Here is a 23,647-nt window from a genome sequence, read left to right on the forward strand (position 1 = left end):
AATTTTCCGGATTGGTATAATATACGCCATTAGCAAAGCCGCGGATTCTCCTACTTACCAAAACAGCGCGTGTTGGGAGTCTAAACCTCCAACCTTTCCATATACTAAGCCTCAGCAGAAATACTGGGGCTTTTTTGTATCTGCTGCTTCTACGAAGTAATGTTGGGATAACTAGGCGCTCCTAGCTCACCTGCGTGCTCGAATCTCCGGAGTGCCTACTCATTCCAGCCTTGCCATATTTAAGACTCTAGTCTGCACGTCTCGGCAGAAATGCTAGCGCTTTTTATTCCTGTCATTTTTACAAGTATCACTTGAAGTACCATGTGTTCCTTTAGCTATCTCTATCGAACACTGATTTAGTGCAGCCTTGCTGTATTTAATGACTTAGTTCAAAGCTAAAGCTTTCTGTTCACCACTCATCTAGCTCCGTAGTCCTGTTAATAACTAACGCTATTCTAGCGAGACGTTGAGTCCCGTTATTTTTGTTTCCAGGTGAAAGGTGAAGCCTTTCGATTGAAGCTTATATAACTTGAGAGTGGGTTATTGGGTAGACTAGCGAGTGGGCAGAAGAACTAATTCTCTGTATGACTTAAGCTCCTTAAAGAGTTCTGTCCACCCACATTAAGGCTTTCGATTACTCAAATATTAGCGGTATCAAATATCGATATGAGCTCTATGTTCCACGCATATCTTTCAGCGATAGCTCCAGTATGGGAATTGGTGAGTTTGACTTTCATTGGGTATAAAAAAGGCCACCTAAAGTAGGCGGCTTTGGTTGATCTATCTAGGTGTTAATCTAGCTCTTTCTCTGCTTGTTTTGCTTTCTCTATCATAGGAGTGATTGTTGAGCCTTGAACTAGAATAGAGAACACAACAACGGCGTATGTCATGACAAGGATTATCTCTTTTACATCTATTGCTTTGTCTTCAATTACCCAGATACCTGAAGGGATCGAAAGTGCCATGGCTAATGCTAAGCCACCGCGTAAGCCACCCCAAGTTAGAATCTTAATCGACCACGGGTTGTAAGTTCTAAAGCGTTTAAATCCGATGTAAGACAAGAAAACACTCAAGTAACGTGCACTCAATACTAGAGGGACTGCGAACGCCATTAAGATCCAGTCTTCTTGGTGGAATTTGAATAACAGCATCGACATACCAATTAGTAGGAATAATACGCCGTTTAAGAATTCATCTATCAACTCCCAGAAATGATCTAGGTGATCTTCACTCTCTTTCGAGAATCCGATAAAGCGAGTCCAGTTACCAATCATGATACCTGATACCACCATCGCTAATGGGCCTGATACATGTAGAACTTCAGCAAACGCATAACCAGCAGTTGGGATGCCGATGGTTAATAGCAACTCCATCGAGTGGTCATCGGTATTGCTGATTAGGTAGTGGAATACAAGACCTAAAACAAAACCATAGACAATGCCGCCAATCGCCTCTTGAACGAATAGCATGGTCACACTACCGACGGTTGGCGCTTCTGTGCCGAATGCGATAGTAAATAGGGTTACGAAGATAACTAAGCCAAAACCATCGTTGAATAGAGATTCTCCCTCGATTTGAGTAGAGATTCTTCTGGGAGCGTCGAGTTTCTTTACTATTGCTAGCACGGCGATGGGATCGGTTGGAGAGATTAGCGAGCCAAAGAGTAGGCAGTAAATCAGATCAAATTGAATACCGATGAACTGGCAAAACCCGTACAGCACAAAACCGATAAAGAATGTTGAAAACAGCGTAGCACCTAACGCGAGTACTGTTATTTCCCATTTCTGGTCTTTTAGGTTTGGTAATTTGATTCCCAAACCGCCTGCAAATAGTAAGAATCCTAATATCCCTTTTAGAAGGAAATCTTCAAAATTGATACTGGCAACGGTCTCTGAGGCAATGTCTGCCAATTGGAACCAATTATTTTGTCCCGCAATGATAATCAATAGAGATAACATCATTGAGCCAGCTGTGATGGCGATGGTTGTCTGCATTTTACCAATTTTTGTATTCACGAAAGCAATAAGCATGGCTGCAGCGGACAAGAAGCATAAGGTGTAATAGACCGACATTGGGATTCCAACATGTAACAAAGTATGAATATGAATTTTCGTTGTCTCATGCTCAAATAGCAAACATTTTTTTGTCATGACTCAGTAATCAATTTCCTTTTTTAGACGTCTAGACTCCTTTTTAATGTGTGATAGGATGGAGGGATAATTAAAGGAATGAGGTTGTACCGTGGGAAGTAATGTAAGGCAAAAGATTGACGCTCTGTTGAAGCAACGAATTTTACTGATTGATGGTGGCATGGGCACCATGATTCAGGATTATAAATTGGAAGAGCAAGACTATCGTGGTGAACGCTTTGCTGATTGGCACAGTGACTTAAAGGGCAACAATGACCTTTTAGTTCTTACACAGCCTAAGCTTATCAAAGATATCCATTCAGAATACTTGGAAGCTGGGGCTGACATCCTCGAAACCAATACCTTTAACGCTACAACCATCGCTATGGCCGACTATGATATGGAAAGCCTTAGTGAAGAGATTAACTTTGCTGCTGCCAAGCTTGCTCGTGAAGCAGCTGATGAATGGACTGCAAAGACCCCAGATAAACCTCGCTTCGTCGCGGGTGTATTAGGTCCAACCAACCGAACTTGTTCTATCTCGCCTGATGTAAACGATCCAGGTTACCGTAATGTTAGCTTTGACGAACTGGTTGAAGCCTATTCTGAATCGACTCGCGCGCTCATTAAGGGCGGTTCAGATTTAATTCTTATTGAAACTATCTTTGATACGTTAAACGCGAAAGCGTGTGCCTTTGCCGTTGAATCTGTTTTTGAAGAGGTGGGTATTGCTCTTCCAGTGATGATTTCCGGTACCATCACTGACGCATCAGGTCGTACCCTTTCAGGACAGACGACAGAAGCATTCTACAACGCCCTTCGTCATGTAAAACCAATCTCATTTGGATTGAACTGTGCATTGGGCCCTGATGAACTGCGTGAGTATGTCGGTGAGATGTCTCGTATCTCAGAGTGCAATGTTTCTGCTCACCCTAATGCGGGTTTGCCTAATGCATTTGGTGAGTATGACCTTTCTCCTGAGGATATGGCTGAACATGTTAAAGAGTGGGCTGAAAGTGGCTTCTTGAACCTAATTGGTGGGTGTTGTGGTACTACTCCAGAGCATATCCGTCAAATGGCTGAGGCCGTTGAAGGTGTAACGCCGCGTCAATTGCCAGACTTACCAGTTTCTTGTCGTCTTTCGGGACTAGAGCCACTGACGATAGCTAAAGAATCTTTGTTCGTGAATGTAGGTGAGCGGACCAATGTCACTGGTTCTGCGCGTTTCAAGCGTTTGATCAAAGAAGAGCTTTACGACGAAGCCTTGAGTGTTGCTCGCGAGCAAGTCGAAAATGGCGCTCAGATTATCGATATCAACATGGATGAAGGGATGCTAGACGCCGAGGCGTGTATGGTTAAATTCCTGAATCTATGTGCTTCAGAACCTGAAATCTCGAAAGTACCTGTTATGGTCGATTCTTCTAAGTGGGAAGTTATCGAAGCTGGCCTAAAGTGTATTCAAGGCAAAGGCATCGTTAACTCAATCTCTCTAAAAGAAGGCAAAGAGAAGTTTGTTGAGCAAGCCAAATTAGTTCGTCGTTATGGTGCTGCTGTCATCGTGATGGCGTTTGATGAAGTCGGGCAGGCTGATACTCGAGAGCGTAAAGTCGAAATCTGTACCAATGCCTACAACATTCTTGTTGATGAAGTCGGTTTCCCACCAGAAGATATTATTTTTGACCCGAATATTTTCGCAGTGGCTACTGGTATCGATGAGCATAATAACTATGCGGTTGATTTCATTGAAGCAGTAGGAGACATCAAACGCGATCTCCCGCATGCGATGATCTCTGGCGGTGTGTCGAATGTTTCATTCTCATTCCGTGGTAATAACTACGTCCGTGAGGCTATTCACGCGGTATTCCTATATCACTGTTTTAAAAACGGTATGGATATGGGCATTGTAAACGCTGGTCAGTTGGAAATTTACGATAATGTTCCAGAAGATCTGCGTGATGCTGTTGAAGATGTGGTACTAAACCGTCGTGATGATTCGACTGAAAGATTGCTGGATATGGCGACCGAATACCTAGAGCGTGCTGTTGGTAAGGTTGAAGATAAATCTGCATTAGAGTGGCGAACTTGGCCTGTAGAGAAGCGTTTGGAGCACTCTTTGGTAAAAGGTATCACCGACTTTATTGTTGAAGATACCGAAGAAGCTCGTGTTAATGCCTCTCGTCCTATTGAAGTGATTGAAGGTCCTCTAATGGACGGAATGAACGTTGTTGGTGACCTGTTTGGTGAAGGTAAGATGTTCTTACCACAGGTTGTAAAGTCTGCGCGTGTGATGAAACAGGCGGTTGCCCATTTAGAACCATTCATTAATGCATCCAAAGAAGTGGGCGCAACTAACGGTAAGATTTTGTTAGCGACCGTTAAAGGTGACGTTCACGATATCGGTAAAAATATCGTTGGTGTGGTTTTACAGTGTAATAACTACGAAATTATCGACTTAGGTGTGATGGTTTCTTGCGAGAAGATTCTCAAGGTAGCGAAAGAAGAGAATGTCGACATTATTGGCCTGTCTGGGCTGATTACACCGTCTCTTGATGAAATGGTACATGTTGCTAAAGAAATGGAGAGACAGGGTTTCAAGCTGCCTCTTCTGATTGGCGGCGCAACCACATCTAAAGCTCACACAGCAGTTAAGATTGAGCAGAATTATTCAGAACCTGTTGTATACGTAAATAATGCCTCGCGTGCAGTGGGTGTTTGTACTTCACTACTTTCTGATGAATTGAAACCCGCTTTCGTTGAGAAGCTGGATATCGATTACGATCGCGTTCGAGATCAGCACAATCGTAAGAAGCCTCGTACCAAGCCTGTCACGCTTGAAAGAGCTCGTGCCAATAAAGTTGCTATCGATTGGGATGCGTATACGCCACCGGCACCCGCTAAGCCGGGAGTTCATATCTTCAATGATTTTGATGTGGCAACTTTGCGTCAGTACATCGATTGGACTCCATTCTTTATGACATGGTCATTGGTTGGTAAATACCCTGCAATCCTTGATCATGAAGAAGTGGGTGAAGAGGCAAAACGTTTATTCAAAGATGCTAATGATTTACTGGATCGCGTAGAGAAAGAGAAGCTGCTTGAAGCGCGTGGTATGTGTGCCATGTTCCCAGCGAACAGTGTTGGTGATGATATTGAGGTGTATACCGATGAATCTCGTACCGAAGTTCTAAAAGTTCTACACAATCTTCGTCAACAAACAGAGAAACCAAAAGGCTTTAACTACTGTTTGTCTGATTACATTGCGCCAAAAGAAAGCGGTAAAGCTGACTGGATTGGTGGCTTTGCGGTTACTGGCGGTATTGGTGAGCGAGAGCTTGCTGATGAATATAAAGCTAATGGTGATGATTACAATGCGATTATGATTCAGGCGGTTGCGGACCGTTTGGCTGAAGCGTTTGCAGAATATTTACACAAAGAAGTGAGAAAGGACATTTGGGGTTACTCGCCTGATGAGGATTTGTCTAACGACGATTTGATTCGAGAGAAGTACCAAGGTATTCGTCCAGCTCCGGGTTACCCTGCTTGCCCAGAACATACAGAGAAAGGCACGTTGTGGGAGTTGATGGACGTTGAAAAAGCCATCGACATGTCACTAACCACGAGTTACGCAATGTGGCCAGGTGCCTCAGTGTCGGGTATGTATTTCTCACACCCTGATGCTAGATACTTTGCTATTGCACAGATTCAACAGGATCAAGTGGATAGCTATGCTGATCGTAAGGGCTGGGATATGTTGGAAGCTGAGAAGTGGTTAGGTCCAAACATTAACTAGTTTGAATCTATGACGAGCTTTGGTTCGTAAAGTAAAAAAGAGAAAGGGTTGCTCAAGAGCAACCCTTTTTGTATCTGGGGTTTGGTTAATTAAAACCAATTAATTAACCATCGCCTTATTCAAATAACTCTTGGTGAAGTTTTTGGATCGCCAACTTAGAAACAGATGCATCTAGCAAGAAGCACAAGTTGTGTGGGCTTGCTCCGTAACAAATCATACGTAGATTGAAATCTTCCAGAGTGCCAAACACCTGCTTTGCATAGCCTTTATTTTCACTCATGTTGTTGCCAATAAGCGCAACAAGGCATAGGTCGTGTTCAATATCTACAGAACACAACTCTTCAAGCTCCAGTCGAGCAGCTTCTGGTAACTCAGGAGCACCACCTGATGTGTCTGTTTGATCGAGAGTCAGTGAGACACTGATCTCTGAAGTCGTGATGAGATCGACTGAGATCTTATGTTTAGCAAGGATCTCGAATACCTTCGCCAAAAAGCCGTAAGCATGGAACATGTTTGCACTGCGAAGCGTAACCATCGTTTGGTTGCAACGAAGAGCAAGTGCTCTGAATAATGGTGAGCTTTCAACTTCTTGGCGAATCCAAGTTCCACCTAACTCTGGTGCTTTAGAAGAGCCGACAAATACCGGGATTTGGTGGCGCAATGCAGGTACTAGAGTTGAAGGGTGCAGTATCTTTGCACCAAAGTTTGCCATTTCCGATGCTTCACTAAAGCTGATCTCTGGGATAGGAGAAGCTTTAGGTGCAATACGAGGATCTGTGGTGTAGATACCTGGAACATCTGTCCAGATTTCTAGACCAATCGCCTGTACAGATTCGGCAATCAGTGCTGCTGAGTAATCACTGCCACCGCGGCCTAAAGTCGTGGTGTTACCTTCGCTATCAGCGCCGATAAAACCTTGGGTAACGACAACTTGTTGTTGGCAAAGTGGAATCAGTTTCTCTTGCGCTAGAGCGGCAATATCTTCTAGTTGAGGTTCGGCTTTACCAAAATCATCATTAGTACGCATCACATCTCTGATATCAAAGCGAACAGCAGGAGTGCCTCGTTCAGAGATGATCTGAGCCAAGATGTGTGTCGACATCAACTCGCCACATGCGACAAGGTGATCCGTCAGTTTAGTACTTGTTTGGAATGATGCGGCCTCTGCAGCGCTCGCAATGTCATCAAGAATGCTGTGGACTTCTTTTTCGATGCTGATTGGATCTGCGAGTTGGTCAAGAATTGCGTTGTGAATGTCCGCTAATTGCGCCATTAGTTCCTGACGACGAGCTTTGTCTTGAACACCATTTGCTAGTTCAACCAGCAAGTTAGTGACACCAGAGCATGCACTACTCACGACCAGTTTCGTGTTTGAGTTGTTTTCAATAATGGCAGCACAACGGCTCATTGCTTCAAAGTTGGCAACACTTGTTCCACCAAACTTAGCGACATTAAAAGAACCAGCTACATTAGATGCACTCACGATATATCTCCCACGACTTCCTAAAATAAAATTACGGTTGGGTAATCCAACGTCCGATGTTTTTCGAAGAGAGTTTTAGAGCAAAAAGAGAGGAATTATTAGAATAGTAACCTCAGAAGCTCTTCACCATATAGAAATGGCGACAGTTGACGGGATTCAGCCCGCTCAACCGATAATAAAGGTCCTGCATCCTTTTATTATCTCGGCACTGCTCCCCATAAATGTTTTGTATTGGAAATGCGGTTCCACAAAACATCTGCCTGGGCAGTGCTCCTCTTCTGCTAGATAGCCGTTTCATTGAACGTTTTTGTGGTAACAATGTCAATCCGTAACTTGAGATAATTGAAAAATAATTTTAACAATTATGTGACAGTGGTTTGACCTCAATACTTATGGCTAATTGCTGAGGTAATCAATTTGCTTTAGGGTGGATTGTTCACAACATTAACGTAAGGGATGTACATGTCTAATTTACCACTCACTACTGCTATCGATAGCTTTTATCCACCACACCGAACGTTAATGGGACCTGGTCCTTCAGATATCTCACCTCAAGTGTTACAGGCTTTGAGCCGTCCAACCATAGGTCACCTAGATCCGCTGTTTATTGCGATGATGGATGAACTGAAACAGCTTCTTAAATACGCTTTCCAGACTGAAAACGAATTTACGATTGCCGTTTCTGCACCGGGCAGTGCAGGTATGGAGACCTGTTTTGTTAACTTGATTGAGCCTGGTGAAAAGGTGATTGTTTGTCGTAACGGTGTCTTCGGTGAGCGTATGCGAGAAAACGTGGTGCGTTGTGGTGGCGAAGCGATCCTTGTTGATGACGAATGGGGCAAGCCCGTTTCAGTTGAAAAGGTAGAACAAGCATTGGCAGAAAACCCCGATGCCGTTGCTGTTGCATTTGTGCATGCAGAGACATCAACCGGAGCGTTATCTGATGCTCAAGCTATCTCTGCTGTCGCTCGTCAGTTTGATGCGTTAACGATTGTTGATGCAGTGACATCATTAGGTGGTGTGCCATTGCTGGTTGATGAGTGGCAGCTTGATGCGGTTTATTCTGGCAGCCAAAAGTGTCTGTCTTGTGTGCCAGGGCTATCTCCAGTGACTTTCTCTCAGCGTGCGGTTGATAAAATGAAAGCCCGTAAAGCACCAGTGCAAAGCTGGTTTTTGGATCAAAGTTTAGTATTAGGTTACTGGAGTGGAGAAGGTAAGCGTAGCTACCACCATACCGCACCCGTGAACAGCCTTTATGCTCTGCATGAGTCGCTGGTTTTGTTGAAAAATGAAGGCTTAGATAATGCGTGGTCTCGTCATCATGCGATGCACCAAGAGCTTAAAGAAGGCGTAGAAGCTCTAGGGTTAAAGTTTGTGGTTGATGAAGAGAGCCGCCTGCCGCAGCTTAATGCACTTTATTTCCCAGAAGGAATTGATGAGGCTAAGATCAGAACGCAGCTTTTAGAAGAATATAATCTTGAAATCGGTGCTGGGCTTGGCTCTTTGGCTGGTAAGGCATGGCGTATCGGCCTAATGGGTTACGGTGCTCGTAAAGAGAATGTCGCGTTGTGCCTAAAAGCGCTAAAAGATGTTTTGAAGTAGCTGCATGAACTGAAATTAAAAAGAAAAGCGCACGAGAGATCGTGCGCTTTTTTGTATCTACCCCAAGCTCCTACTGCCTACTAAGTGAAGCTTGCGTTGCGAATTCTTAACATTATTCTGCAGACGAAACGTTATCTTCTGCTTGTGACACTTTCTTATACTGAACCTTTGAAAAGTCTCTGTTAGGGAATAAAAAGTTCGCTTCGCTACGAATTTGCTCTGCTTTACTTTCTTCTCCTAGGCCTTGATACGCCAGAATCAGATTGCTGTAGAAAGCCGGTCTTGGTTTACTCTTTATGATCTCCAGTGACCAATCGATGTAAGGCTGTATAAGGCTCGGGTCGGCTTTGTAGAGGCCGATATTAAGGTAAGTGCTGTATATATCCCAATCGTAGCGATCTTTCCACACTACTGGGTTCGTTACCTGCTTAAGAATGTCCGGATTTTTCGGCTTAGACAGTTCAAACTTAGTCAGTACATAGTTGGTGTGCAGGGCGCTCAACATATAAAAACTGACCAAAATAGGGAGCACTAAGCTCAACACTCTAAATAGGGTCTTGCTGATGATACTGAATGACTGTTGATAATGTCGGGAAGAGCGCTGATCTACCCAGTAAATCAATATAATGAATGTTATCCAGTGAATCGCCGAGTGGTAAAAAGGATACTCAAGTTGAGAGTGCAAAAGGATTGGGATAAATAACGCGAGCAGGGCTAGACGTGTTCCCTTTGCTGAACTTGTTATGCGTGACATCACCAATATTGCAGCAATCAAGATTCCGATGATTGGTACAATCCCCCCTTCAACTCCCCAAAACAGGAACTCATTGTGCGGGTGATCCATTGAAGGAAGACCTGGATGATAGTTCGAGTTGAGTTGATGTTGGCGAGCTGTATATAGCGTGTATTCAGACTCAAATTTCCCGTAACCATAACCTGTAAATGGCTTTTCGATCATCATATCTAAAGCTTGCGGGAACGTATAAGCGCGCGGGCTTTCTAGGTTCGCTTTCTTGCTAGCGAGGCTATCAGTCGCACTTAGGCTGATCACCGAAAAAGCGACGACGACACCGACGAGCACTGATGCGCACCATCCGTAGAAGCGTTTCTTGGTCGAGAACTTGTATAGATAGGGCAGAATGCAGATAAACCCAATGACAGCGGCCAACCATCCGGTACGTGATGCAATGATGATCAGCAAGGGCACGGTTAAGGTTGGAGTTAAATACAGTAGGAATGATTCGCTGATCTTATGGTTATATTTAGCCGGCTGCCTTGCTAAAAGGTAAGCGGACAGCACAAAACCAGTAGCAAGAAAGCTTGCCATTACATTCGGTTGTTGAAATATCCCATATGGTCGGTTTGCAGCAGTGTTGTAGCCAAATAGGTTGCCAGGTTCTAATAAGAAATATTGCACATAGCCAAATAGTGCTTGTATAACAACAGCAAGTACAATGAACCACAACATACGTTGCTTGTGTTTATTGCTGAACTTAAATTGCTGCAGCACCACAAATAAGGCAAAGCCCGCCCACAATCCAAGCAAGCGTCCTGACGCTCCTTGAGGTGCAGCATTGCTGTATAAAATGGGTAGCGTGAGTATGATGCAGCTAATCAACAAGCCAATTGTTAATTTGGAATACTTGAGTACTCGATTGGTCGCGAGTTGGTAAAAGCCAATCGCTAGCGTGAAGCTTAGCGCTAGCCAAGTGGTAGGGTTAAAGGATAGAGCAAGGCCCGAACCACCAGGATTCGGCATAAAAAAATGCATAGCTAACAAGAATACAACAGCTAAAGAAGCCAGAAATGCTTTGTTGAGTGGTAGCTGAGTGACCTGATTTTCTAGCTGAGTACCGCTAGTGTGTATTGTTGCCATAAATCCCTAACCTTATAAAAACAGAGCTTGTTCCTTCTGAAACAAGCTCTGTTACTTTAACATTTTTCTGTCTGCCCGCAGGGCGCTATTTTACACCTACTTCAAATTTAACATAGGCTTAAGGAAGCGAGCAGTGTGTGAACCTTCGACTAACGCCACATCTTCAGGTGTACCCTCTGCAACAATCTCACCACCACCTTGCCCACCTTCTGGGCCAAGATCTAGGATCCAGTCTGCTGTTTTAACGACATCTAGGTTGTGCTCAATCACGACAACTGTATTACCGTGATCACGCAGTCTATGTAATACCGTCAGTAGCTGCTGGATATCGTGGAAATGAAGGCCTGTTGTTGGCTCATCGAGAATGTATAAGGTTTTTCCCGTGTCTCGTTTAGACAGTTCACGCGCTAATTTAACACGCTGAGCTTCACCACCAGATAAGGTTGTAGCTGCTTGCCCTAAGCGAATGTAAGAGAGGCCAACGTCCATTAAAGTTTGCAGTTTACGAGCGATAACAGGTACCGGGTTGAAGTATTCACGAGCATCTTCCACAGTCATCTCTAGAACTTCGTCAATGGTTTTACCTTTGTAGCGGACCTCTAGAGTCTCACGGTTATAGCGCTTACCTTTACACACATCACAAGGCACATACACATCGGGTAAGAAGTGCATCTCTACCTTGATTACGCCGTCTCCCTGACAAGCCTCACAACGACCACCACGAACGTTAAAGCTGAATCGACCTGGCTTGTAACCACGAGAACGTGATTCCTGAGTGCCCGCGAATAGTTCACGAATAGGGGTGAAAATCCCTGTGTAGGTCGCAGGGTTTGATCTTGGTGTACGACCGATAGGGCTTTGATCTATGTCGATTACCTTATCAAAATGTTCTAACCCTTTAATCTTTTTGTGCTTTGCTGGAACTGCAGTCGTGGCACCGTTTAATTGAGTGTGGGCGACTTTAAAGAAGGTATCGTTGATAAGCGTTGATTTACCCGAACCTGATACGCCCGTAATACAACTGAACAAGCCAACAGGAATTGTCGCGGTCACATTCTTTAGGTTGTTCCCCGTTGCGCCAACGATCTCGACGACCTTTTTCTTGTCGATAGGCGTTCTCTTTTCAGGCACTGCAATTTCTTTAGCACCGCTCAGGTATTGGCCTGTCAAAGAGTTCGGGTTTTCGATGATGTCTTGCATGGTACCTTCTGCCACCACGTGACCACCGTGCACCCCTGCTCCTGGACCGATATCGATAACATGGTCAGCACAACGAATTGCATCTTCGTCATGTTCCACAACAAGTACCGTATTACCTAAGTCTCTCAGGTGAATTAAGGTTTGCAATAGACGTTCATTATCGCGCTGGTGGAGACCAATTGATGGCTCATCAAGTACATACATAACGCCAACTAAACCGGCACCGATTTGGCTCGCCAAACGAATACGTTGCGCCTCACCACCAGACAGCGTTTCAGCACTGCGTGATAGGTTAAGGTAGTTCAAACCAACGTTGACTAAGAAATGCAGACGATCATTGATCTCTTTCATCACTTTATCTGCGATCTGCCCACGTTGACCGTCTAGCTTCAATTCTTGGAAAAATTGTAGTGCGTCAGCAATGCTAAGTTCAACGATTTCCGGAAGTGTTGTATCACCAATGAAAACATTACGAGCTTCTAATCTCAGGCGAGTGCCATCACAGCTAGAGCACGATTTGGTTGAGATGTATTTAGCAAGATCTTCACGCACTGCGCTCGATTCAGTATCACGGTAACGGCGCTCCAAGGTATTTAAAATGCCCTCAAATGGATGACGCTTAACCCGAATATCACCTCGGTCATTGATGTACTTGAATTCCACTTCAGTACGACCTGATCCTTTTAGAATGATCTCTTGAGTCTTTTTCGGTAGAGAATTAAATGGCGCATACAGATCAAAACCATAATGTTCTGACAGCGACGTTAGCATTTGGAAATAGTAGTAGTTCTTTTGATCCCAACCTTTTATCGCACCTTCAGCAATGCTTAGGTTCTCATCTAAAATCACTCGGCTTGGATCAAAATACTGTTGAACACCAAGACCATCACACGTACCACATGCTCCTGCCGGGTTATTAAATGAGAACAGGCGAGGCTCAAGCTCTTGCATGCTGTAACCACATTTAGGACAAGCGAAGTTAGCAGAGAATACGATCTCTTCTTGATCCGTTTCGTCCATCCAACCGACGACAGCGATGCCGCCAGATAGCTCTAATGTGGTCTCGAACGATTCAGCCAAACGTTGCTGTAGATCGGGACGTACTTTAAATCGATCAACGACGACCTCAATGGTGTGCTTTTTATGAAGTTCTAAGGCTGGTGGATCGGATAGATCACAGGTTTCACCATCAATTCGGGCTCGGATAAAGCCTTGCGCAGCTAAGTTTTCCAGTGTTTTAACATGCTCACCTTTGCGCTCTTTGACAATCGGTGCCATCAACATCATCTTTGAGCCTTCAGGCAGTTCTAAGACCTTATCGACCATTTGACTGATGGTTTGTGCTGCTAGAGGGATGTTGTGGTCTGGACAGCGAGGTTCGCCTACTCGCGCATACAATAATCTGAGGTAATCATAGACTTCGGTAATGGTACCGACGGTTGAGCGAGGGTTATGTGAAGTCGATTTTTGTTCTATTGAGATAGCTGGAGACAGACCTTCAATATGGTCGACATCAGGCTTTTCCATAAGAGATAGAAATTGACGAGCGTAAGCAGACAGAGATTCAACATAACGACGCTGACCTTCTGCGTAGAGTGTGTCAAACGCAAGTGACGACTTTCCTGAACCCGATAATCCGGTGATGACAGTCAGTTTGTCACGTGGAATGGTTAGGTTGACGTCTTTGAGGTTATGCGTACGAGCGCCTCTAATTTCTATTTTATCCATCTCAATAGACCATGTAATTTTAAGTGGCTAAAGTATTACATAGAGTGAGATTTGTGCAAAGTTTTACTGGATAAAAAAACAGTAAACAAAAAAAGGGTGACGCTTTCGAGTCACCCTTTAAATCATTTATTACGCGACTAACTCATCGCTACGTATCATTAGTTAGTATGCCAAAACTAGCGATTAAGCTTCTTTTGTTGTTGAGTGCTTACCTAGTTCGATTTGTTGCTGGTCTTTTTTGTATAGATTTTCAAAGCAGTAATTTGTTGCTTCGATATAGCCTTCTACACTACCGCAGTCAAAGCGTTGGCCTTTAAATTTGTATGCTAATACACAGCCTGCTTTGGCTTGTTTTAACAATGCATCGGTAATCTGGATTTCGCCACCTTTACCTGGTTCAGTCTGCTCGATAAGTTCAAAGATGTCTGGAGTCAGAATGTAACGGCCAATGATCGCTAGATTACTTGGTGCAGTACCTGGTTCTGGCTTCTCAACCATGTCGTCAACACGGAAAAGATCATCTTTAATCATTTCACCAGAGATAACACCGTATTTGTGCGTTTCGTTTTCTGGCACCTCTTGAACAGCAACGATTGAACAACGGAACTGTTTGTACAGTGCAACCATTTGAGCCAACACACCTTGTTGTTCGTTCACACAAAGGTCATCAGCAAGCACGACTGCGAACGGTTCATCGCCTACAAGTTCGCGACCCGTTAAAATAGCATGGCCAAGGCCTTTCATCTCACGTTGACGAATGTAGGTGAAGTTTGCCGCTTCAATCGTTTCACGGATATTAACCAATAGGTCTTCTTTATTGGTGCCGCTAATCTGGTGCTCAAGCTCGTAGTTTTTATCAAAGTGATCCATGATCGAGTGCTTACCACGTCCAGTAACGATGCACATTCCATCCATACCAGCTTCGATAGCTTCCTCTACACCGTATTCAATCAGAGGTTTGTTTACTACAGGCATCATTTCTTTAGGCATTGACTTGGTTGCAGGTAAAAAACGTGTACCGTAGCCAGCTGCCGGGAAAAGGCACTTTTTGATCATGATAAGACCCTTTATCTATAATAATTATTGATTCAACCTGAGTGGTTGATATTTCTGAGGGCAACTCTAGCATAAGTTATGTCGAAAATTCAGCAACAATAGCCATGGTTTACTAGAGCTTCCCTCAAAATTATCGTCAGACTAAGAGGTGGGTCGATTATGCAAGCAGGTTCTGGTTTGCCCATGCTATCGCTTGAACTCTATTTTTTACCGCAAGCTTACGGAATATTTGATAGAGGTGAGATTTAACCGTGAACTCACTAATAAACAAGTCATCGGCGATTTGTGTGTTTGAAGACCCGGATTGAAGACAGCGAATCACCTGGATCTCACGAATGGTTAAATCAACATTGGTTGGTGTGGTGTTGGTATTGACCATATTGCGATAATAAAACAACAGTTGATTGGTTACCTTCCTTGGCAGCCAGTTATCGCCATCAATGACTTCTTGAAGACCACGAGCAATCTTGTCCTTTTGTTCAGTGTTGTAAAAGAGTCCTTTTAGTACCCCATAGGTAAGAAGCTCTGAGGTTGGAAGTTGCTGGGGGACATTGAATAAAATGATTTCGTGATTTTTCCACATAACAGTCAGGTTAGGACAAATAATCAGTAGTTGTGGTACCTCTCTGTAATCGACGAGCAAGATCCGGTTACTCTGCTTTCTATCAACTAGCATTAATTCGTCGGGTGTCATTTTGTAGAGAACAATAGATAAATGCTTTTCTATCTCTTTTACATGTAGATAGGTATCGTTTGGGTCGATGCACAGAAAGTGTAAAGTGCGAGCGTATCTTGATTTTCTCATTGAAACGTCCTGTTTGAGTGGGATTAGATTCCACGTTGTCATGCAGGCTTTAGCTTCTCTAGCGCCTTGATAGTGACTTGCGTTGAATATCAATTATCAAAGTAAATGAGTGGTTTGTAAGTGGAGAAAAAAGCAACATCGCTCTGAATATCATGATTTGTTACGTTTTTATTCTTTGTAGTGAGGAGAGAATAGGAATGCGATTTATCACTGTAGAAAAGCATGCTATTCTTGTGCGCTAAAATTTTCTGAGACTATGAATTTAGACGGAGCAAATCATGGCTAGCCGTGGAGTTAACAAAGTTATATTAGTGGGTAACCTAGGTAATGACCCTGAAATTCGTTACATGCCAAATGGCGGCGCAGTAGCGAACATTACCATTGCAACGTCAGAGTCATGGCGTGATAAAGCAACTGGCGAGCAGCGTGAAAAAACAGAATGGCACCGTGTTGCTCTGTTTGGCAAGCTTGCGGAAGTTGCTGGTGAGTACCTACGTAAAGGTTCTCAAGTTTACATTGAAGGTCAACTTCAAACACGTAAATGGCAAGATCAAAGCGGTCAAGATCGCTACACAACTGAAGTGGTTGTTCAAGGCTTCAATGGTGTAATGCAAATGCTTGGCGGCCGTGCTCAAGGTGGTGCTCCTGCTCAAGGTGGCATGGGTAACAACCAACAGCAAGGTGGTTGGGGTCAGCCACAGCAGCCACAACAACAGCAACAACAATACAGTGCTCCCGCTCAACAGCAGCCAAAAGCACCTCAACAAGCTCCTCAGCAGGCTCAACCTCAATATAATGAGCCGCCAATGGATTTTGATGATGACATCCCATTTTGATCCCTGTTTTTAATATATTATAAAGACAGTATTAAATTGGAAAAAGCCGCGTTCATCGCGGCTTTTTGTTACCTACAATTCTTAACGCTTTATTTACAACGTCAATTTATAGTATAAGTAGCAATACGGTATAATGTGAGTTGAAAAGGATTTCGTTATTCATGAGATATACCCCGACACTAAAATTGAGCACTCGATTGGTCGCATTTGTCACCGTGATAGTGATCAGCGCGATGTTCATTCTTTTTATTGGTGGCACACTTTCCTTTAAGCGTATTGGACAGGAATATTTAGACCATTATTTGGTTGGCATTGTCGACGTTGTAGATAAAGAGATGGAAGACCCTGACGCCGCGTATTCAATGCAGCGTTGGATGCCTAAGATGTTGCAGGCGAGCAATATTGTTGAGATGAAACTCTCGAACAAGACCGGCATCGTTTATCGTTTCAAAGATACCTCCCCACAAATTGATCCCAATCGTCTTTATGAGAAAAGCTTCATTTTAGAGCGTAATGAAGGCTACCGAATCGAATTTAAAGCACTTCCTCCTTATATTGGCTACAACTACTCAATGGAAGCGATGTGGTCAATTACTTTGGCTGTCGCATTGGTTCTGTTCTGTCTTGCTCGCGGTGTTCGTTGGTTGAAAGAACAACTCATGGGTTCTGAAATCTTGGAAGAGCGAGGAAGAATGATCTTGGCCGGTCAGGTTGAAGCTCATGCAAAGGGAGATGAGCGAGAGTGGCCTTATACCGCAAGCGAAGCCTTAGATGTATTGATTGAAGAGCTACAAGATGCTCGTCAAGAACGAAGTCGCTTTGATACCTTTATTCGTACCCATACTTTCCTAGATAAACTCACGGGAACGGCAAACCGAGTTTTATTCGATAATAAGCTGGAATCGGCACTGCATGAAAGTGGTGCTCGAGGCGGTGTGTTACTGATACGTATCGACGAATGGGAGCAAGTTAGTGATGCTAACGATAAGCAAACCACAGACGGCTTTATTATTGAAGTCGGTGAAGTACTGTCGAATATCGTTCAACGCTATCCCGATGTCATTTTTTCTCGCTATTACGAAGCGGACTTTGCTGTATTTATCCCTCATCAGGGCGCAAAAGATATTGCGACCTTGGCTGCTCAGTGTTTAAGGCAGTTAGATAAGCTAACTCCGCCAGAGCCTTTAGAGTCGGATAACTGGTGTCATATTGGTGTGACCATGTATACCGAAGGTGAGCGTCATAGCCAGATCATGGATGAAACGGAAACGGCACTAAAGAGTGCTCAGTTAGAGCGTATTAATAACTGGAGCCGTTACCCGAAAGAGAATAAGAATGAGCTTGATAGAGGCAGTGTTCGTTGGAGAACATTACTTGATAAAGCGCTGCTTCCTGAAAATTTAGTAATCTTTGCTCAGCGGTGTTATCTTATGCCGGAATCTGGTCAAGTTAATGAATTACATAGAGAAATATTTACTAGAATTCAGGATCCTGACAAAGGTTTATTGAAATCGTCTCGATTTATGCCTGCGGTAGAGCAAGTGGGTTATCAAGCTCAAATGGACCAATCGGTTCTAAAGGTTGTGTTGAAATCGTTGAAAGAATCAACTCAACCTATCAACTATTCAGTGAATCTGAATGTTACCCCGTTTGCTAATAAACAGCACTTTAAGTGGTTTAGGAGTGAGTTGTTACAGCTCTCTGCTCAACACCGCTCTCAGCTTGCGTTTGAGTTTCCAGAAGGGCACTTGATTGCTCATCTTGATTATATGAGACCGGTGGCAAAGATGTTGCGAGGTTTAGGGTGTAAAGTTGTGGTTGGCCAAGCTGGGCGAACCATTGTTAGCACTCACTATATAAAGGATTTGAAGGTTAATTATATTAAGCTTCATCGAAGCCTAATAAAGAAAATCGACCAAAGGCATGAGAACCAACTGTTTGTTCGCAGCTTAATTGGGGCGTGTGGTGATTCTCCAACTCAAGTTATTGCCGTTGGAGTCGAGACAAAACAAGAAAAGAATACCTTGATAGAGTTAGGCATTAACGGCTATCAAGGGAGATATTTCGACGAAGAACAACAAATTATCCCTTTGCCTAATCAAGCAGAAAAAGCCGCGAAAGCGGAATCTGTTGTCAAAGTTGGACGAAGAAATCGATGGCGTAAGAGTAGTAGTTAAGAATGAATTTTAAAGCGATTTTAGACAAAATAAAGCCAACGAATAATAAAGGTAGCTCGCAAGTTGTCTTGCTGGGCAATGACGCCATTTATATTTCATCGACAGAACAAGATCCTCAAGTAGCCAGCATTCCCGTGGTTAATGGGGACTGGGAGAGTGCGCTAAAAAAATCGCTTAGCAGTGAGGCGTTTACCAGTAATAGCGTCCAACTGATTGTCTGTGCTAACTACTACCAAACCTACCAAATTGATAAACCGGACATTCCAGAGAGTGAATGGTCGGTAGCACTGCCTTTTTTACTCAAAGATCTTGTTTCAGAAAGAGTCACGGAAATTACTGCGAGTGCGGTCGCGTTACCAACGTCGAACAAGCTGCAAGTATATGTCCTGCCTAAAAAGCTGTTGGACAAGCTTTTGAATATCACTAATTCGGCTCAGATTGAATTAATAGGTGTTGCTCCTGAAGATGAAATCTGGGGTTACAGTGCAGGCGAACTGTCTAATTTCATTCTTTTACAACGTAGCGTCAATTCACACTTTAAATTGGGTGCGTTTGTCGAAAATACCGTTTGTTTTCAAAGAACCATCCGCAGTGTTGTGCCACCTTTAACGGGTGTTGCGTCAAGTGCTCTGCAGTTAGATGGCCTCGCTTTAGAGCTTCAACGCTCGATTGATTACCTTTCTTCTCAAATTAAAGGCACCCAGCTTCACCAGCTTAAAATCTGTTGTGACGAAGAAGATGAAGCAGAGTTACAAAGTGCCTTAAACAGTACATTGAGCTCGACAGTTTCACTGTTGGTTGAAGGTGAGCGTGATAATTCAGAGAGTTTGTTGCTTAAACTTGCAGCTGAAAAAGAGACGTTTAAGGTCAATCTTTACCCTGAACACCTTAAGCCTAAAAAAGAATATTTTACGCTGACCAATGTTGTTGCGAGCTGGGGAGTAGTTTGTGTTTTGATGCTTGGTGGTTACTTCGCAATGCAGTATCAAGTTTCTAATCTAGATAAAGAGCTAACAGCCCTGCAACAAGACTCGAATCAACTTAACAAGCAAGTTAACCAATTGAATAGTAAGTTAACTCAGCATAAACCGTCTCCAGAGAAAGTCGCGGCGGTTGCGCGTCTCAAACGTGAGACTGAGGCTAAAAAAGAGGCTTTGAAGGCTGTTGGACAATACGACGAATCCCAACAAGTCGGGTATTCTGGCGTCATGAATTCCTTAGCTAAATTAGGCCGAAATGACATTTCTCTTTCGCACATCTACATGACCCACGATACTTTAGATCTTAGTGGCTTGGCTCGTAACGCAAATGTCGTTCCGAACTGGATTGGTCAGTTTAAAAGTGAGCTTAATTTAGTCGGACGCACTTTTGAAAAACTAAAAATTGGCCGTAATGATCAGGATGTGGTGACGTTTGAGCTAAGTACTCGTCGGGAGAGTAAATAATGCAGCAGTGGAACCAGCTGAGCGATAAGTTTCTTGCATTAAGTCAAAGAGAAAAATGGCTACTTTTTGTGTGTGGTTTTGTTGGCCTATCGATGTTGTTGTTCACCTTATTGGTTGAGCCTGCGTATCTCGATCTACAAGCTAAAAATGCCAAGGCGAGCAGCCTGACTCAATCGAATCAAAGGCAGCAAGGTGAGTTACTTGTTCTGCAAGCTCAGTTAAACAAAGACCCAGACAAAGAAATTAATCGAGAGTACAAAAAGCTGCTGGTGGAGAGCCAAGATCTCTCTCTTCAGCTTTCTCAGATTGTTGATGGATTAATCACACCTTCTCAAATGTCGCAGTTACTGGAGAGCGTTCTTAACGCCGGTAATGGACTAAAGCTTGAGTCGCTAGAGTCATTAAAACCAGAAGCGATTTCGAACAATAAAGAGACCAGCGAATATTCAGGCTACTTTCTTCACCCTGTAAGAATGGAGCTAACCGGCAGTTACTTTGATATCTCAGCTTACCTTCAAGCACTTGAGTCTCTACCTGTGAGTTACTACTGGCGCACATTTGAATACTCAGTAGAAGAATATCCTAAAGCGCGACTGGTGTTCGAGGTTTACACATTAGGTACTAGACAGGAGTTTATCGGTGGTTAGAACTCTTTTGTTGTCCTTGCTATTTAGTAGCTCTTTTGTGTGGGCTGAGCAAGATCCCACGGCGCCATTAGGCTGGCTTTCACCTCAACAGAAAACGGCGCCTGCTAAGAAAGCACCAACTCGTTATCGCTTGCCTTCTTTAGAAAGCATCGTGTGTAAGGGAGATACGCCTTGCTATGCGATTATGAATGGTCAGATTCTCGGACAAGGGGAAACGATCAGAGGGTACCGAGTTAAGAACATAGATCCAGAATACGTCACTCTGCAGAGAAGCTCTAAGCAGTGGAAATTAGAGATGTTCTCTTTAGATGTTAAGAATAATTAAGGTTAGAGTGAAGACATGCGTAAACTTGTAGTAGCAATCCTAGTGTCATCTTTAGTCGGCTGTTCGATGGGGCATAGAGATCCTGTTGAGATTAAAGAGTCTTTAAACGAATCAATTAATGAAGCCAATAGCAGAGCGCTTCATGAGCTGCCTTCGTCGGTTCAAGATGACCTTATGCCTCAGCTTAATTCTGACTCGATGTCTCCGGGGATGGAAACGGTTAAGCGTTTTCGTATTCAGGCAAAAGGCGTTGAAGCGAGAACTTTTTTTGCCAGCTTAGTGAAAGGTACGGAATATAGTGCGGCTATTCACCCAAGTGTGTCTGGAAACCTTACGCTTAATCTAACGGACGTGACGTTAGATGAGGTACTGGCTGTTGCTCAAGATATGTATGGCTACGATATTGAAAAGCGTGGCAAAGTGATTCAAGTTTATCCTGCCGGTCTTCGCACCGTAACGATCCCTGTCGATTACTTACAAGTTAAGCGTTCTGGTCGCTCACTAACGACGATCACCACCGGCACGATCTCTAACTCAGATTCGAATTCATCGAGCTCTTCAAACTCGAACTCAAACTCGTCAAATTCATCTAACTCTTCTAATTCATCAAACTCGACATCGAATGGTGGTACAGAGATTGAAACGACCTCTGAAAGTGATTTTTGGCCACAGCTTGAAGCGGCGGTTGCTCACTTAATTGGCTCGGGCGATGGGCAAAGCGTTGTCGTGACCCCGCAAGCGAGTGTGATTACAGTGCGTGCTTACCCTGACGAAATTCGTGAGGTTCGAGAGTTCTTAGGTATTTCTCAAAAACGCCTGCAGCGTCAAGTTATCTTGGAAGCCAAAATCATGGAAGTGACCTTGAGTGACGGCTACCAACAGGGAATTAGCTGGTCGAATTTGTCTAAGTCGATTGGCAGCGGTGGCGTTGTAATTGATCGTCCGGCAAGTACTTTACCGCCGTTAGATGCAATCAGCTCTTTGTTAGGCGGACAAACTAACGTAACGATTTCAGATGGCAGCTTTGAAGCAGTTTTGAGCTTTATGGACACTCAAGGTGACCTTAATGTTCTATCGAGCCCGCGAGTCACGGCGGCAAATAACCAGAAAGCGGTTATCAAAGTGGGTACCGACGAATACTACGTAACAGATTTATCAAGTTCGGTCGGTAGTGGTGATGACGCGAATGTCGCACCTGAAGTTGAATTAACTCCGTTCTTCTCTGGTATCTCTTTAGATGTTACCCCTCAGATAGACGATAAAGGTAGCGTGTTCTTACATGTACACCCAGCCGTTATTGAGGTAGAGGAAGAAGTGAAAGAGCTCAACCTAGGTTCCACGACGGGCTTGGTGCAACTTCCTTTGGCGAAAAGCTCTATTCGTGAGTCTGATTCAGTGATTCGAGCTCGAGATGGCGATGTGGTTGTTATTGGTGGTTTGATGAAATCCAACACCAGTGATGTGACCTCTAAAGTTCCATTCCTCGGTGATATTCCAGCCTTAGGTCATTTGTTCCGTAACACCAATCAGTTAACGCAAAAAACTGAACTCGTGATCTTGCTTAAGCCAACGATCGTGGGTGTGAATACTTGGCAAAATGAGTTGGAGCGTTCACGTGATCTTCTTCAGCAGTGGTTCCCTGATGAAGAGTAATTGCTTACTTTCTCAATATAGAGTGGCAGTGTCTCACTAAGCTAGGTCGTCGTATGTATCAAGCTCACTTTGGTTTTGAACAACTGCCATTTACCTTAACGCCGAATACCGATTTCTTCTATGGTTTAGCGCCTCATTTCGAAGCGATTCAGACGGTAATCTCGGCGTTGGAAATGGGTGAGGGCGTGATTAAGGTGACCGGAGAGGTAGGCACTGGAAAAACCATGGTTTGCCGGATGTTGGTCAATCACCTACATGACTGTACAGCTCTGATCTACTTACCAAACCCTGTGTTATCAGGGGCAGACTTGCGCCAGGCGGTTGCAACAGAGCTTGGTTTAGCTGTCGATAATGAAGCAACCTTGGTTGATAACATTCAGCATAAGCTCATTGAATTGCACAATTCTGGTTTAAGAGTGGTGGCTATTCTTGATGAAGCTCAGGCTCTATCGGATGAAGCGCTCGAAACATTAAGGTTGTTTGGTAACCTTGAAACGGAAGATAAAAAACTGCTGCAGATTGTTCTATTAGGTCAGCCAGAATTGGATGCTCGATTAGAGGCTTACCACCTAAGGCAGTTTCGCCAAAGAATCACATTTAGTTCGACACTGAGACCGCTGAATCTCGATGAAACGGTGGCTTATATTGATAATCGAATCGCTAAATCTGGTGGCAGCCCTGAGTTATTCAGCTTGAATCAAAAAAAGGCGATCTGTCGTTCGTCGTTAGGTATCCCTAGATTGATAAACCAACTTTGCCATAAGGCTCTATTGCTTTCGTTCAGTGAAGATAAGAAAAGTATCGACAACCAACATCTTTTTTCAGCTATGCATGAAACGTACGATGTGTGTAAGCCTAAATTTAAAACGCCAATACTGTGGGGTTGGAATTAATT

At 43.8% G+C, this 23,647-nt stretch carries 15 protein-coding genes and 1 riboswitch; of the genes, 9 read left to right on the top strand and 6 right to left on the bottom strand.

The annotated features are described in order from the left end of the window. Positions 1-791 precede the first annotated feature (791 nt). Positions 792-2,072 carry a sodium:proton antiporter gene (locus AB4512_RS05655; RefSeq protein WP_017061334.1) on the bottom strand — a complete coding sequence of 427 codons (1,281 nt, stop codon included), beginning with the start codon at positions 2,070-2,072 and terminating at the stop codon, positions 792-794. 169 nt (positions 2,073-2,241) lie between these two features. On the opposite strand from AB4512_RS05655, the gene metH reads away from it, so the two are divergent. Beyond that, entirely contained in the window at positions 2,242-5,919 is a 3,678-nt protein-coding gene (gene metH / locus AB4512_RS05660) for a methionine synthase (protein WP_017062974.1), read from the top strand. Positions 5,920-6,034: 115 nt separating this feature from the next. Here metH and lysC read toward each other — a convergent pair whose 3' ends face one another. Beyond that, the gene (gene lysC, locus AB4512_RS05665; RefSeq protein ID WP_017062973.1) at positions 6,035-7,402 is read right to left on the bottom strand and encodes a lysine-sensitive aspartokinase 3; all 1,368 of its coding nucleotides are present in this window, start codon (positions 7,400-7,402) and stop codon (positions 6,035-6,037) included. A 108-nt stretch (positions 7,403-7,510) separates the two neighbouring features. Then, positions 7,511-7,688, bottom strand: a riboswitch (Lysine riboswitch). A gap of 176 nt (positions 7,689-7,864) precedes the next feature. Between lysC and AB4512_RS05670 the strand changes: the two genes are divergently transcribed. Beyond that, entirely contained in the window at positions 7,865-9,004 is a 1,140-nt protein-coding gene (locus AB4512_RS05670; RefSeq protein ID WP_017061337.1) for an alanine--glyoxylate aminotransferase family protein, read from the top strand. Positions 9,005-9,116: 112 nt separating this feature from the next. Here AB4512_RS05670 and AB4512_RS05675 read toward each other — a convergent pair whose 3' ends face one another. The 4 genes from AB4512_RS05675 to AB4512_RS05690 form a co-directional block, all read right to left on the bottom strand. After that, a complete protein-coding gene (locus AB4512_RS05675; RefSeq protein WP_017061338.1) occupies positions 9,117-10,880 on the bottom strand; it encodes a PglL family O-oligosaccharyltransferase in 1,764 nt (587 codons plus the stop codon). Positions 10,881-10,976: 96 nt separating this feature from the next. Next, positions 10,977-13,808 (bottom strand): excinuclease ABC subunit UvrA, encoded by a 2,832-nt coding sequence (gene uvrA / locus AB4512_RS05680; protein WP_017061339.1) that lies wholly within the window; start codon positions 13,806-13,808, stop codon positions 10,977-10,979. A 183-nt stretch (positions 13,809-13,991) separates the two neighbouring features. Then, positions 13,992-14,864: a UTP--glucose-1-phosphate uridylyltransferase GalU gene (galU, locus tag AB4512_RS05685; protein ID WP_372174603.1), complete on the bottom strand. Its 873-nt coding sequence runs from the start codon at positions 14,862-14,864 to the stop codon at positions 13,992-13,994. A 157-nt stretch (positions 14,865-15,021) separates the two neighbouring features. Further along, on the bottom strand, positions 15,022-15,669 hold the full coding sequence (locus AB4512_RS05690; protein ID WP_029235590.1) for a LuxR C-terminal-related transcriptional regulator: 648 nt from the start codon (positions 15,667-15,669) through the stop codon (positions 15,022-15,024). Positions 15,670-15,947: 278 nt separating this feature from the next. On the opposite strand from AB4512_RS05690, the gene AB4512_RS05695 reads away from it, so the two are divergent. The 7 genes from AB4512_RS05695 (at position 15,948) to AB4512_RS05725 (ending at position 23,645) form a co-directional block, all read left to right on the top strand. After that, positions 15,948-16,505: a single-stranded DNA-binding protein gene (locus AB4512_RS05695; RefSeq protein WP_017061342.1), complete on the top strand. Its 558-nt coding sequence runs from the start codon at positions 15,948-15,950 to the stop codon at positions 16,503-16,505. Positions 16,506-16,666: 161 nt separating this feature from the next. After that, complete coding sequence (gene csrD / locus AB4512_RS05700; protein WP_017062969.1) at positions 16,667-18,682, top strand: RNase E specificity factor CsrD; 2,016 nt, start codon at positions 16,667-16,669, stop codon at positions 18,680-18,682. A 2-nt stretch (positions 18,683-18,684) separates the two neighbouring features. Next, on the top strand, positions 18,685-20,127 hold the full coding sequence (locus AB4512_RS05705) for an MSHA biogenesis protein MshI (RefSeq protein WP_372174604.1): 1,443 nt from the start codon (positions 18,685-18,687) through the stop codon (positions 20,125-20,127). After that, a complete protein-coding gene (gene pilO / locus AB4512_RS05710) occupies positions 20,127-20,774 on the top strand; it encodes a type 4a pilus biogenesis protein PilO (protein ID WP_017061345.1) in 648 nt (215 codons plus the stop codon). Before AB4512_RS05705 ends, pilO begins: the two co-directional genes overlap by 1 nt. After that, positions 20,767-21,099, top strand: coding sequence for a hypothetical protein (locus AB4512_RS05715; protein ID WP_017061346.1), 333 nt, complete (start codon positions 20,767-20,769; stop codon positions 21,097-21,099). The genes pilO and AB4512_RS05715 overlap by 8 nt, the downstream gene beginning before the upstream one ends. A 15-nt stretch (positions 21,100-21,114) precedes the next feature. Continuing rightward, entirely contained in the window at positions 21,115-22,752 is a 1,638-nt protein-coding gene (gene mshL / locus AB4512_RS05720) for a pilus (MSHA type) biogenesis protein MshL (protein ID WP_372102413.1), read from the top strand. 53 nt (positions 22,753-22,805) lie between these two features. Next, positions 22,806-23,645 carry an ExeA family protein gene (locus AB4512_RS05725; RefSeq protein WP_017061348.1) on the top strand — a complete coding sequence of 280 codons (840 nt, stop codon included), beginning with the start codon at positions 22,806-22,808 and terminating at the stop codon, positions 23,643-23,645. The last annotated feature ends 2 nt before the right edge of the window (positions 23,646-23,647 follow it).

The sequence above is a fragment of the Vibrio sp. 10N.222.52.B7 genome (assembly GCF_041474275.1).
In the GTDB taxonomy this organism is placed as follows: Bacteria; Pseudomonadota; Gammaproteobacteria; order Enterobacterales; family Vibrionaceae; genus Vibrio; species Vibrio crassostreae_C.

Excerpts from the sequence above, each read along its gene's own strand:
- AB4512_RS05655 (WP_017061334.1), bottom strand. The coding sequence starts at position 2,072 with ATGTCGGTCTATTACACCTTATGCTTCTTGTCCGCTGCAGCCATGCTT.
- AB4512_RS05670 (WP_017061337.1), top strand. The coding sequence starts at position 7,865 with ATGTCTAATTTACCACTCACTACTGCTATCGATAGCTTTTATCCACCA.
- AB4512_RS05675 (WP_017061338.1), bottom strand. The coding sequence starts at position 10,880 with ATGGCAACAATACACACTAGCGGTACTCAGCTAGAAAATCAGGTCACT.
- uvrA (WP_017061339.1), bottom strand. The coding sequence starts at position 13,808 with ATGGATAAAATAGAAATTAGAGGCGCTCGTACGCATAACCTCAAAGAC.
- galU (WP_372174603.1), bottom strand. The coding sequence starts at position 14,864 with ATGATCAAAAAGTGCCTTTTCCCGGCAGCTGGCTACGGTACACGTTTT.
- AB4512_RS05690 (WP_029235590.1), bottom strand. The coding sequence starts at position 15,669 with ATGAGAAAATCAAGATACGCTCGCACTTTACACTTTCTGTGCATCGAC.
- AB4512_RS05695 (WP_017061342.1), top strand. The coding sequence starts at position 15,948 with ATGGCTAGCCGTGGAGTTAACAAAGTTATATTAGTGGGTAACCTAGGT.
- csrD (WP_017062969.1), top strand. The coding sequence starts at position 16,667 with ATGAGATATACCCCGACACTAAAATTGAGCACTCGATTGGTCGCATTT.
- AB4512_RS05705 (WP_372174604.1), top strand. The coding sequence starts at position 18,685 with ATGAATTTTAAAGCGATTTTAGACAAAATAAAGCCAACGAATAATAAA.
- pilO (WP_017061345.1), top strand. The coding sequence starts at position 20,127 with ATGCAGCAGTGGAACCAGCTGAGCGATAAGTTTCTTGCATTAAGTCAA.
- mshL (WP_372102413.1), top strand. The coding sequence starts at position 21,115 with ATGCGTAAACTTGTAGTAGCAATCCTAGTGTCATCTTTAGTCGGCTGT.
- AB4512_RS05725 (WP_017061348.1), top strand. The coding sequence starts at position 22,806 with ATGTATCAAGCTCACTTTGGTTTTGAACAACTGCCATTTACCTTAACG.